The 12,483-nt window shown below is 68.9% G+C and carries 10 protein-coding genes; 9 read left to right on the top strand and 1 reads right to left on the bottom strand.

Going from position 1 to position 12,483, the window contains the following annotated elements:
* The 4 genes from RWO82_RS12690 to RWO82_RS12675 form a co-directional block, all read left to right on the top strand.
* Positions 1 to 2,229: ATP-dependent Clp protease ATP-binding subunit (locus tag RWO82_RS12690; RefSeq protein WP_314427618.1), on the top strand; the 2,229-nt coding region annotated here is incomplete at its 5' end.
* 163 nt (positions 2,230 to 2,392) lie between these two features.
* A complete protein-coding gene (locus tag RWO82_RS12685; protein ID WP_314427616.1) occupies positions 2,393 to 2,896 on the top strand; it encodes an amino-acid N-acetyltransferase in 504 nt (167 codons plus the stop codon).
* 9 nt (positions 2,897 to 2,905) lie between these two features.
* Positions 2,906 to 3,595, top strand: a complete 690-nt coding sequence (locus RWO82_RS12680; RefSeq protein WP_314427613.1) for a hypothetical protein — start codon at positions 2,906 to 2,908, stop codon at positions 3,593 to 3,595.
* Positions 3,596 to 3,867: 272 nt separating this feature from the next.
* On the top strand, positions 3,868 to 4,278 hold the full coding sequence (locus RWO82_RS12675) for a dehydrogenase (protein WP_314427610.1): 411 nt from the start codon (positions 3,868 to 3,870) through the stop codon (positions 4,276 to 4,278).
* Positions 4,279 to 4,494: 216 nt separating this feature from the next.
* Here RWO82_RS12675 and radA read toward each other — a convergent pair whose 3' ends face one another.
* On the bottom strand, positions 4,495 to 5,862 hold the full coding sequence (gene radA / locus RWO82_RS12670; protein WP_314427608.1) for a DNA repair protein RadA: 1,368 nt from the start codon (positions 5,860 to 5,862) through the stop codon (positions 4,495 to 4,497).
* Between the two features lie 100 nt (positions 5,863 to 5,962).
* Between radA and RWO82_RS12665 the strand changes: the two genes are divergently transcribed.
* The 5 genes from RWO82_RS12665 to cydC all read left to right on the top strand — a co-directional run.
* Entirely contained in the window at positions 5,963 to 6,640 is a 678-nt protein-coding gene (locus RWO82_RS12665; RefSeq protein WP_314427605.1) for a helix-turn-helix domain-containing protein, read from the top strand.
* Between the two features lie 109 nt (positions 6,641 to 6,749).
* A complete protein-coding gene (locus RWO82_RS12660; protein ID WP_314427602.1) occupies positions 6,750 to 8,165 on the top strand; it encodes a cytochrome ubiquinol oxidase subunit I in 1,416 nt (471 codons plus the stop codon).
* 14 nt (positions 8,166 to 8,179) lie between these two features.
* Positions 8,180 to 9,202, top strand: coding sequence for a cytochrome d ubiquinol oxidase subunit II (gene cydB / locus RWO82_RS12655; RefSeq protein ID WP_314427599.1), 1,023 nt, complete (start codon positions 8,180 to 8,182; stop codon positions 9,200 to 9,202).
* 148 nt (positions 9,203 to 9,350) lie between these two features.
* Positions 9,351 to 11,009 carry a thiol reductant ABC exporter subunit CydD gene (gene cydD, locus RWO82_RS12650; RefSeq protein ID WP_314427596.1) on the top strand — a complete coding sequence of 553 codons (1,659 nt, stop codon included), beginning with the start codon at positions 9,351 to 9,353 and terminating at the stop codon, positions 11,007 to 11,009.
* A partial coding sequence (cydC, locus tag RWO82_RS12645) for a thiol reductant ABC exporter subunit CydC (RefSeq protein WP_314427593.1) occupies positions 11,006 to 12,483 on the top strand: 1,478 nt, incomplete at its 3' end. The genes cydD and cydC, both read left to right, overlap by 4 nt.

Below are 12,483 nucleotides of genomic sequence, written 5' to 3'. Positions count from 1 at the left end.
CACAACTACATCGGCACCGAGCACATCCTGCTCGGCCTCATCCGCGAGGGTGAGGGCGTCGCAGCCCAGGTGCTCGTCAAGCTCGGCGCCGACCTCAACAAGGTGCGCCAGCAGGTCATCCAGCTTCTGTCCGGTGCTCCCGGACGCGAGCCGGCAGCCGTCGGCGCGCAGTCGAACGACACCCCGAGCGCTCAGGGCGGCTCGCAGGTCCTCGACCAGTTCGGTCGCAACCTGACGCAGGCGGCGCGCGACAACAAGCTCGACCCGGTGATCGGGCGCGAGAAGGAGATCGAGCGGGTCATGCAGATCCTGTCTCGTCGCTCCAAGAACAACCCCGTGCTGATCGGTGAGCCCGGCGTCGGCAAGACCGCCGTCGTCGAGGGCCTCGCTCAGGCGATCGTCAAGGGCGATGTGCCCGAGACGCTGAAGGACAAGCAGCTCTACTCGCTCGACCTCGGCTCGCTCATCGCCGGTTCCCGCTACCGCGGTGACTTCGAGGAGCGTCTGAAGAAGGTCACCAAGGAGATCCGCACGCGCGGCGACATCATCGTCTTCATCGACGAGATCCACACCCTGGTGGGTGCGGGTGCCGCCGAGGGCGCGATCGACGCGGCCAGCATCCTCAAGCCGCTGCTCGCCCGCGGTGAGCTCCAGACGATCGGTGCCACCACGCTCGACGAGTACCGCAAGCACTTCGAGAAGGATGCCGCTCTCGAGCGTCGCTTCCAGTCGATCCAGGTGAACGAGCCGAGCCTGCCCCACACGATCAACATCCTCAAGGGGCTGCGCGACCGCTACGAGGCGCACCACAAGGTGCAGATCACCGACGGCGCGATCGTCGCGGCATCGAACCTCGCCGACCGCTACGTGTCGGACCGGTTCCTGCCCGACAAGGCGATCGACCTGATCGACGAGGCCGGCGCACGCCTGCGCCTCAGCATCCTGTCGAGCCCGCCCGAGCTGCGGGAGTTCGACGAGAAGATCGCCAAGGTGCGCGAGCAGAAGGAGCTGGCGTCCGAGGAGCAGGATTTCGAGAAGGCCGCATCGCTGCGCGATGAGGAGAAGAGCCTCCTCGCCGAGCGCCTGCGCCTCGAGAAGCAGTGGCGTTCGGGTGACGTCGCGACCCAGGCGGTCGTCGACGAGGGCCTGATCGCCGAGGTGCTCGCACAGGCCACCGGCATCCCCGTGTTCAAGCTGACGGAAGAGGAGTCCTCGCGACTCGTCTTCATGGAGAAGGCGCTGCACCAGCGCGTCATCGGTCAGGAGGAGGCCATCGCGGCACTCTCCAAGACGATCCGTCGTCAGCGTGCCGGTCTGAAGGACCCCAAGCGTCCTTCCGGCTCGTTCATCTTCGCCGGCCCCACGGGTGTCGGAAAGACCGAGCTCGCCAAGGCCCTCGCGGAGTTCCTGTTCGACGACGAGGCCGCGCTGATCTCGCTCGACATGAGCGAGTTCGGTGAGAAGCACACCGTCTCTCGTCTGTTCGGTGCCCCTCCCGGGTTCGTCGGATTCGAAGAGGGCGGCCAGCTCACCGAGAAGGTGCGTCGCAAGCCGTTCAGCGTGGTGCTGTTCGACGAGATCGAGAAGGCCCACCCGGACATCTTCAACTCGCTGCTGCAGATCCTCGAAGAGGGTCGACTGACCGACGGTCAGGGCCGCGTGATCGACTTCAAGAACACCGTCATCATCATGACCACCAACCTCGGTGCTCGTGACATCGCCGGTGGTCCGGTCGGATTCCAGATCGAGGGCGTCAACTCGACGAACTACGAGCGGATGAAGGGCAAGGTCAACGAAGAGCTCAAGCGCAACTTCAAGCCCGAGTTCCTCAACCGTGTCGACGACATCATCGTGTTCCCGCAGCTGTCGAAGGAAGAGCTCGTGCAGATCGTCGATCTGTTCACGAAGCGCCTCGGCGAGCGTCTGCTCGACCGCGACATGACGATCGAGCTCTCGCAGGCCGCCAAGGAGCGCCTCATCGAGATCGGGTTCGACCCGGCACTCGGTGCCCGACCGCTGCGTCGCGCGATGCAGCACGAGGTCGAGGACCGGCTTTCGGAGAAGATCCTCCACGGCGAGCTGAACCCCGGCGACCACGTGAAGGTCGATGCCGAGAACGGCGAGTTCCTGTTTGAGCACGGCCCCCGTGGCGAGCAGGTCGCGGTCGGCGTCAACACCGGCGGAGCGATCCCCGGGACGCCCGATCTGGCCATCGCCAGCGGCGAGTAGTCCTCACGACGGACGGGGCGGGTGCTTCGGCATCCGCCCCTTCTGCGTGCCCGGCCCCTCTCGTTCGAATCGCGCACTTTGCAGGTTTCGGGCGGGTGTTTCTGCAAAGGGCGCGGTTCGTACGCTCCGGGTCTCGGGAGGGGACCGGTTCTAGGCTGGAGGGGTGAGCGACTACATCGTCCGTCCGGCGCGCAGCGCAGACATCGTCGGCATCCGTGCCCTGCTGCAGCCGATGGTCGAGCAGCGCATCCTCCTCGGCAAAGACCTCGCGGTGCTGTACGGCGCGGTGCAGGAGTTCGTCGTCGCCGAAGCGGACGGAGAGCTCATCGGATGCGGCGCTCTGCACGTGTTCTGGGAGGACCTGGGTGAGGTGCGCACGCTCATGGTGCGTGCCGACTGGCTGCACCACGGTGTGGGCGGCGCGATCGTCGGACAGCTCGAGCAGAACGCCCGCGTGCTCGGTCTGACTCGACTGTTCTGCCTGACCTTCGAGGTCGAGTTCTTCGGCCGTCGCGGATACACGACCATCGGGGAGCAGGTCGTCGATCCCGACGTGTACTCCCAGTTGCTGCGCAGCGGCGACGCTGGTGTCGAGGAGTTCCTCGACCTCGCGCACGTCAAGCCGAACACCCTGGGCAACACCAGGATGCTCAAGAGCCTCAACTAACCTGGATACATGCCTCGTCAGTCTGCCGCCGTCTACCGTCGTCGGCGACTGGTGACCCTGATCGCGCTGATCCTGGTGCTCGCCGTCGTCGGTGTCTCCGTGTGGCTGCTGGTCGCGCGGCCGTGGGCTGCCGCGAGCGAGGCGACACCGACTCCGTCCCCCTCCGCCCCGTCGACGGCGGTTCCGACTCCCGGGGCCGGAGCGAGCGAATCGCCCACCCCCTCGCCGTCGCAGACGCAGGAGGGTGAGGCCCCGACGGATGGGCCCAGCGTCGAGGAGCCGCCCGGCCTCGTCGCGTGCCAGGCCGGCGACATCGAGGTCACGGCGGTCACGGATGCCGAGTCCTATCCCGCCGGCGCGCTGCCCAACCTCTCGATCTCCCTCACGAACCGCGGATCGGCCGACTGCACGATCGACGTCGGGTCGACGACGCAGCGATTCACCGTCTCGAGCGGGGCCGACGTGTGGTGGCGGTCCACGGACTGCCAGGAGAACCCGAGCAGCATGATCGCGACTCTCGCCGCAGGTGCGACGGTCACGAGCAAGGTGCCTGTGGTGTGGGACCGCACGCGGTCGAGCGTCGACACGTGCGATCAGGAGAACCGCCCGCGCGCTCCCGGTGGCGGGTCGTCGTACCACGTGTCGGTCGAGATCGGCGGGTTCCCCGCGGCGACCACCGCGCAGATCCTGCTCTACTGACCGGCCGCGCGCTGACCCTGCTGACACCGGGGATTCTTTGGGATACCATAGAGGTGGCTCTCTTGATATTGCGGCGCTATGCCATCCCCAGTGGCGTCGAACCATAGCGTCCCCAGCGCTTCGACACTGCCGCCCGAGAGCCCCGGGCCCTTTCGACTGCATCCATCCCCAATGGTCACTCGAGAGGGCCCATTCTGATTCCGTCTCGTCCGGGGATTCCGCCCGGTAGCGCATCGGATCGACGGAGCTCTCTCCGGGAATAGGCTGGAGACATGGCAGCCAAGAAGTCGAAGTCCGGCAAGAACAAGCCAGCGCCCGAAGACTTCCGGTCGGATGCTCTCGCGCAGGCGCTCGAGAAGCAGGACATCGCCGCGGTGGCTCTGGCGCTGCGCCACGGGACGACCGTCGTGCCGCTGATCAAGCCCGGTGCCCGCGACAATCCCCTCGACAGCGGCGAAGTGTGGACTTATCGCGATCCGAACAGCGGAGATCTCGCGCTGCTGCTCTTCAGTGACGCGAAGAACAAACCGGCGAACCTTCCTCCGGGCGTCGGGATCTACAGCGCGGAGTGGCTGCGGAAGTTCCTCGCGACGCATCCGATCACGACCGTCTTCCTCGACATCGCGGGCCCGCATCCGATGCAGGCCTCACCCGAGGAGATACTCAAGGCACTCGACGCCTGACCGGCCTCGTCGTCGCGGGACGTTTCGTCTCGGTGCTTCGCTCCTCGCTCAACGACCGGGGTGTGGTGACGCAGGTCGTTCGTCGAGCGAGGACGGCGGAGCCGACCGAGAAGAGATGTGGCTCGCGACCGGGGTGTGGTGACGCAGGTCGTTCGTTGAGCGAGGACGGCGGAGCCGACCGAGACGAAACGTGGCTCAACGACCGGGGGCGTCGACTCAGAACGGCGGGATGTCGCGCTCGGGGCGCCGCGAGGTGTTGCGGGCGCGGACATCGTTCAGCGCGGCCCGCAGCGTCTTCGATCGGTCATCGACCACCTGCTCGTAGCCCAGGCGTGAAGCCTCTGACCGGCGTTGCGCCGACTGCGTGACGGGCCGGATCTCACCGGCGAGGCTCAGTTCGCCCACCGCGGCGACCGTGCGCGGCACTCTGATCTGCTGGATGGATCCTGCGACCGCGACCGCGATGGCGAGATCCGCCGCGGGTTCGGTGAAGCGCACTCCGCCGACCGTCGACACGTAGACGTCGAGGTTGCTCGTCTTGATGCCCGCACGTCGTTCGAGGATCGCGAGCACCATCGCCACGCGCGACGCATCGAGCCCGTGCACGACGCGACGGGGGTTCGGCGCAGAGGTGTCGATCGTGAGCGCCTGCACCTCGACCGGCAGCGCGCGGCGTCCCTCGAGCGAGATCGCGACGCAGGTGCCCGGCTCGGTCTCACCCTGCGAGAGGAACAGACCGGAGGGATCGGGCACCTCGGCGATGCCGTCTCCGGTCATCTCGAAGCATCCGACCTCGTCGGTGGGACCGAAACGATTCTTCAGCGCGCGGATGAAGCGCAGCGACGTCTGGCGGTCGCCCTCGAAGTGGCAGACCACGTCGACCAGATGCTCGAGCACGCGCGGACCCGCGACCTGTCCGTCTTTCGTGACGTGACCGACGATGATGACGGGCAGCCCGCGGTCTTTCGCGACGCGGATCAGCGTCGCCGCCACCTCGCGCACCTGGCTCGGCTGACCGGCCGCCCCGTCGATGAGCGACGACGACACGGTCTGCACCGAGTCGACGATCACGAGCTGGGGCTGCACCGCGTCGATGTGACCGAGGATCGTCGCCAGGTCGGTCTCGCTCGCGAGGTACAGCTCGTCGTGCAGGGCTCCGGTCCGCTCGGCACGCAGCCGCACCTGGCCGGGGGACTCCTCGGCACTCGCGTACAGAACGCGGCGGCCACCTCGTGCGGCCTGCGCCGCCACCTCGAGCAGCAGCGTCGATTTGCCGACTCCCGGTTCGCCGCTGAGAAGAATGGCCGCCCCGGGCACGATGCCGCCCCCGAGAACGCGGTCGAACTCCCCGACGCCGCTCGAACGCCGCGGCGCGTCGGCGGTCGTGATCTGCGTGATGGGGCGGGCGGCGCGGTCTGCCGTCGGTGCGAGCGGTGTGACCCGGCTCAGGATGCCGGTCTGCGCACCCTGCTCCTGCACGGTGCCCCATTGCTGGCACTCGGCGCAGCGGCCCACCCACTTGGCCGTCGTCCAGCCGCATTCCGTGCAGACATAGGCGGGGGGAGCGGGTTTGCGGGTGGCCATGCAGCCAGGCTATCGCCGGTATCCGACATCCCTATCGCGTCGGGCATTATTCACGGTCGATCCACTTCCAGCGATCCTGGCACAACGGGATACTGGATTCATGGCCAACGGCGGGCCCGTCTGCGGGCCGATCTCGACCTTCTCGCGGGTGCGGCTCCTGCACCTGCTCTTCGAGGCGCGCCCGGCCGGGCACGGTGCCTCGCAGACCCGTGCGGCGCTCACGATCGGCGAGCTGTGCGAGGCCACCGGCCTGCACCCCAACACCGTGCGCGAGCACCTGCAGCGCCTGATCGAGGGCGGGTACGTCATCCAGGCCACCGAGCACCGCACCACGCGCGGGCGCCCGCGCACGCTCTACAGCGCCGCGACCGGAGCCGCAGACGCCTCCAGCCCCATCGCCCGCAACAAGGCGAAGGCCGCTGCCGAGCGCGGTGATCTGCTGCGCCGTGTGCTGCCGGCATCCGCATCCGCCCTGGGTCGCGAAGCGACCTACCAGCTTGATGCCCTGATCGAACACTTGGAGGAGAGCGGCTTCGAGCCCGTCGTCGACGACGAGCAGCTCACGGTCGATCTCAGCCCGTGCCCGCACGCCGCGGGTCGCGTCGAAGACCGTCCGATGCTGTGCTCCGTGCACCTCGGCCTCATGCAGGGGGTGCTCACCGAAGCCGGTGGGCCGCTCGCTGCAGAGGGTGTGCGCACCCCCGCCCTCGCGGCGGACTGCGCGAGGCCTGCGGACTGCGTGGTGCAGCTGCGCCTGACGGAGATGACCGCCGCCTAGGCGACCGTCTGCCTTATTCACGGCCTGCGCCCCTTCGAGGGCGACGGGCCCGTCATTAGCGTGGCACCCGGAGCACGGAAGAACACGGGCACGGAAGAAGGAGTGGCTCATGGAATGGCTGGATCCGCTGGTCCTGTCTCGATGGCAGTTCGGTCTGACGACCGTCTACCACTACCTGTTCGTGCCGCTGACGATCGGCATGGCGCTCGTCGCGGCGATCTTCCAGACCGCGTGGGTGCGCACCGGCAAGGTGCAGTACCTGCACCTGACCCGGTTCTTCGGCAAGATCTTCCTGATCAACTTCGCCATGGGCGTCGTGACCGGCATCGTGCAGGAGTTCCAGTTCGGCATGAACTGGTCGGACTACTCCCGCTTCGTCGGCGACGTCTTCGGCGCCCCGCTGGCGTTCGAGGGCCTGCTCGCGTTCTTCTTCGAGGCGACCTTCATCGGCCTCTGGATCTTCGGATGGGACAAGCTCCCGCAGAAGCTGCACCTCGCGACCATCTGGTGCGTCTCGATCGGCAGCATCCTGTCGGCGTACTTCATCATCGCCGCGAACGCGTTCATGCAGAACCCCGTCGGCTACGTCTTCAACCCCGAGACCAACCGCGCCGAGCTCACCGACTTCTGGGCGCTGCTCACGAACCCGGTCGCGCTCGCCGCGTTCCCGCACACGATCTTCGGTGCGCTGATGTTCGCCGCCGGTGTCGTGATCTCGGTCTCGGCCTGGCACCTCGCTCGGGGCCAGCACTTCGACACCATGCGCATCTCGCTCAAGTTCGGGCTGTGGGCGATGATCGTCTCGACCGCCGGCGTGGTGCTCACGGGTGACCAGCTGGGCCTCGCGATGTACGCCGCCCAGCCGATGAAGATGGCCGCCGCCGAGGCGACGTTCAACACCGTGTGCGGGCCCGATGCCTCGTTCAGCCTCTTCACGCTCGGCACACCCGACGGCAGCTCCGAGCTGTTCAGCATCCGGGTGCCGTACCTGCTGTCACTGCTGTCGACCCACACGTTCGACGCGTGCGTGCACGGCATCAACGACCTCAACGCCGAGTACGCCACGACCTTCGCCGACACCGGTCTCACCGAGTTCGCCCCGATCCTCTGGGTCACGTACTGGGCGTTCCGCTGGATGATCGGCCTCGGCATGGCTGCCGCCCTCGTCGCGGTCGTCGGCCTCTGGGTCACCCGCAAGGGCGCCAAGAACCCGCCCGCCCCGTGGATGTGGAAGCTCGCGATCTGGTCGTTCCCGCTCGCGCTCGTCGCCAACATCATGGGCTGGGTCTTCACCGAGATGGGCAGACAGCCCTGGATCGTGTTCGGCCTCATGACCACGCAGGACGGCGTCTCGCCCGGCGTCAGCGGGGTCGAGGTGCTCATCTCGCTGATCGCCTTCACCGCGATATACGCCGCGCTCGCCGTGGTCGAGGTCCGCCTGATCGTCAAAGCGGCCCAGAAGGGCCCCGACACCGAAGAGCAGCCCCACGAGGAGACGGCCCAGCTGCCGTCGGTCGTGTACTGAGAGAGGGAGCAGTCATGGAATACATGTGGTTCTGGATCGTCGCCTTCCTCTTCGTCGGCTACTTCGTGCTCGACGGATTCGACTTCGGTGTGGGCATGTCGCTGCCCTTCCTCGGCAGGAACGACGTCTCGCGTCGCCAGGTCATCAACACGATCGGCCCCATCTGGGACCTCAACGAGACCTGGGTCATCGTCGCGGGCGCATGCCTGTTCGCGTCGTTCCCCGAGTGGTACGCGACCCTGTTCAGCGGGTTCTACCTGCCGCTGCTGCTGATCCTGCTCGCGCTGATCCTGCGCGGGGTGTCGTTCGAGTACCGTCACCAGCGCGAGAGCAAGCAATGGAAGGCCGGCTTCGACCGGATGATCGTGATCGGCTCGGCTGTGCCCGCGCTGCTGTGGGGCGTCGCGTTCGGCAACATCGTGCAGGGGGTGGCGATCGACGAGAACCACATCTACGTCGGAGGCTTCTTCGCGCTGCTGAACCCGTACTCGCTGCTCGTCGGCGTCACGACGCTGCTGCTGTTCTTCCTGCACGGCGTGCTGTTCGTCTCGCTCAAGACCGACGGCCAGGTGCACGACGATGCGCGCCGCCTGGTCAAGCTGGCCGCGGGCCCGACGATCCTCGCGGCGGCCGGCACGGTGCTCTGGACCATCGGCATCGCGTGGGAGCGCGACGCCCCGCTGATGCTGATGGTCGTCGGATGCGGTCTCGTCGCCGCCCTCGCCCTGATCGCGTCGGTGCTGTTCTCGATGCGCGGTCGCGACGGGCGGGCCTTCACCGCAGGGGCCGTGACCGTGGCATCCGCTGTCGTGATGCTGTTCGGTGCGCTGTTCCCCTACGTCATGCCGTCGACGATCGACCCGGCCTTCAGCCTCACGATCGAGAACGCCTCGAGCACGCCGTATACGCTGACGATCATGAGCTGGACCGCCCTGATCGCGCTGCCCCTGGTGTTGGCGTACCAGACGTGGACGTACTGGATCTTCCGCAAGCGGGTCACCCGCAGGTCGATCGAGGGGGCTCCGGCGCACGCGTGAGTCTCTTCTTCGCGAACCCCGTTTCGGCTCGCTGCGCTCGCTCAACGACCGGCCGCCGGTCGTTGAGCGAGGCCGCGCGCAGCGCGCCCGAGACCCGGTCGTTGAGCGAGGCCGCGCGCAGCGCGCCCGAGACGAAACGCGCTGACGCGTGAAACCCGTCGACATCCGGCTCGTCCGATACGCCGCCGCCGCGCGTGGGTTCCTGCTGCTGTCGGGCGTGATCGGTGTCGTGCAGACGGCGGTCACGATCGCGTTCGCCTGGATGCTGACGGATGCCGTCACCGGCGCGCTCGCCGGACGTGACGTCACGGCATCCCTGCTGTTTCTGCTCGCGCTCGCCGCGCTGCGGGGAGTGCTGATCGCCGCCTCGGATGCCGCGGGCACCCGCGCCGCGGCGAAGACCGGGATGCAGCTGCGCGCCGCCCTGATCTCGGCCGTCGGCCGCCTCGGACCGGGCTGGCTCGCGCAGCGCAACCAGGCGGGTCTCGCGGTGACCGCCGGACACGGACTCGAGGCGCTCGACGCGTACTTCGCGCGGTACATCCCGCAGCTCGTGCTCACGGTGGTCGCGACGCCGGTGATCGTCGCGGTCATGTGGTGGCAGGACTGGCCGAGCGGACTCACCGCCATCGTCACGCTGCCGCTGATCCCGCTGTTCCTCATCCTGATCGGCATCGCGACCCGCACGGTGCAGCGGACGCAGTGGCAGACGCTGCAGCGTCTCGCGGCGCGGTTCGCCGACACGGTGCAGGGCCTGTCGACCCTCCGGCTGTTCGGTCGCGAAGGCCGTGCCGCTGCGCAGATCGAGCAGACGTCGGACCAGTACCGCCGCGAGACCATGAAGGTGCTGCGGTTCTCGTTCCTCTCCGGCTTCTCGATGGAGCTGCTCGCGTCGATCGCCGTGGCGCTGATCGCCGTGGCCGTCGGATTCCGGCTGCTGTCCGGCGAGCTGTCGCTGGAGGTGGGGCTGTTCGTGCTGCTGCTCGCCCCTGAGGCGTTCCTGCCGATCCGGCAGGTCGGCGTGCAGTTCCACGCCGCGGCGGAGGGTGTCGCGGCGACCGAGGACGTCTTCGAGGTGCTCGACGCCGCGGCGGAGCGGGCCGACCGCGTGCACGATGCCGGTCTGAAGTCGGGCGCGACCGACCGCGCAGGTGCGCAGCACGACGCACACCCGGGGCTGCGAACGGGCGCCGGGGGAGTGCTGGTCGTCGCCGACCTGCGGGTGCGCGATCTGCCGCCGGTCTCGTTCACTGCGCGCCCCGGAACCATCACCCTGATCGAGGGGCCCAGCGGTGCGGGCAAGTCGAGTCTGCTCGCGGCCCTGCGCGGCGCAGCAGAGTTCGAGGGCGAGGCCGCGGTGGACGGCGTCGATGTGCGCGAGCTCGCTCCCTCGGACTGGCTGGCGTGGGCGGGGCAGCGCCCGCAGCTGAGCCGCGGCACGATTGCGGCGAACGTCGCGCTCGGCGATGCGGCACCCGATGCCGACCGGGTGCGCCGCGCCCTCGACGAGGCCTGCGCGAACGACCTGGAGCCTGCGCTCGAACTCGGCGTGCAGGGGAGCGGTCTTTCGGGCGGCCAGGCACAGCGGGTCGCGGTCGCGCGAGCCCTGTATCGGCACGCGGCCCGACCGGACGCAGTGCTGGCGCTCGACGAACCCTCCAGCGCGCTGGATGCCGAGACCGAGCAGAGGCTCTGGGCGTCGCTGCGCGCGCGGGCGGATGCCGGGGCGACGGTGCTGCTCGTCTCGCACCGCCGATCGGCGCGCGACGTGGCCGATCACGTCGTCGAGCTGGGGGTGAGCGCATGAGCGACTCCGCTCGCATCCGCGGCATCCTTCGCCTGGCGCAGCCGCCTGTGCGTCGCTTCCTGCCCGGCGCGATCTGGGGCTTCCTCTCGGCGGGCGCCGCCGTCAGCCTGCTCGCGGTCAGCGGCTGGCTGATCGTGAGCGCCTCGATCGTCGACTCTCTCGTGCCGCTGTCGATCGCCGTGGTCGGGGTGCGCTTCTTCGCGGTCTCCCGTGCGGTCACCCGGTATCTCGAGCGGCTGAGCGGGCACGATGCGGCGCTGCGTCAGCTCGCCTCGACGCGCGCCGACATGGTGCGACGCCTGACCCCGCTGTCGCCCGCCGGGCTCGGACGCACCGACCACGGGCGGGTGCTGTCGGCGCTGGTCGACGACGTCGAGAATCTGCAGAACCTGCCCCTGCGCGTGGTCCAACCGCTCGCCGTGTCGGGTCTCGTGGCGCTCGGCGCGGTGGGTTTCCTCGCGTTCGTGTCGGTGCCGGCTGCTCTGACGCTCGCGGCCTGCCTGGTGATCGCGGCGGCCGCGTCGATCGGTCTGGGGTGGGTGTTCGGATCCCGCGCCGAGGCTGCAGTGTCGCGCCGTCGCGGCGACCTCTCGGCCGCGCTGACCGATTACTTCGGCACGCTCGACGTGCTGCTCGCCTACGGGGCCGAACCGCAGGCGCGCGAGCGGGTGAGCCGAGCGGATGCGGAGCTGCGCCGGGCAGTGAGCAGCGCCTCTCTGGCTCAGGCGATCGCGGCGGGCATCGTGTCGGCGGTCGCGGGTGCCGCGTCGGTGTGGGCGCTCGCCGTCGCGGCACCCGGACTCGCGACCGGAGCGATCGACGGTCCGTGGCTCGCGGTCGCGGTGCTCGTGCCCATGGTCGTGTTCGAGGTGTTCGGGGCGGTGCCGATCGCCGCGGCATCCTGGCGCAGCGTGCGGTCGAGCGCTGAGCGCATCGTCGACGTGCTGCCCTCCCACGTGCCGCCCGAGTTGCGATCGGACGAGGGGGAGGATGCCGATCTCGTCGGAGTCCCGCCGCTGAGGCTTCGAGGCGCACGCGCGTCGTGGCCCGGGGGAGCACCGGCGCTGCGCAGCGTCGACCTCGACGTGCGGCCGGGGGAGCGAGTGCTCGTCTCCGGCCCGAGCGGTGCCGGGAAGAGCTCGCTGGCTGCCGTGCTCGTCGGGTTCCTGAGGGTCGAGGGGGAGTACTCGGTCGGAGGTGCGGATGCGACGTCGCTGTCGGGGCCGGCGCTGCGCCGCACGATCGGACTGTGCGAGCAGAACCCTCAGCTGTTCGACGAGGACATCCGCCAGAACCTGCTGTTCGCGCGGGACTCGGCGACCGACGACGAGCTGCTCGCGGTGCTCGATCGGGTAGGCCTCGGACCATGGGTGCGCGAGCGCGGCGGGCTCGATGCGCGCGTCGGCGACCGCGGCGGGCTGGTGTCGGGAGGCCAGGCGCAGCGGATCGCCCTCGCCCGCGCGCTGCTCAGGGG

Origin of the sequence: uncultured Microbacterium sp. (assembly GCF_963521645.1) — a bacterium.
In the GTDB taxonomy this organism is placed as follows: domain Bacteria; phylum Actinomycetota; class Actinomycetes; order Actinomycetales; family Microbacteriaceae; genus Microbacterium.
The sequence above is the reverse complement of the archived record's forward strand: the minus strand, read 5'-3'. Positions and strand labels throughout refer to the sequence as shown.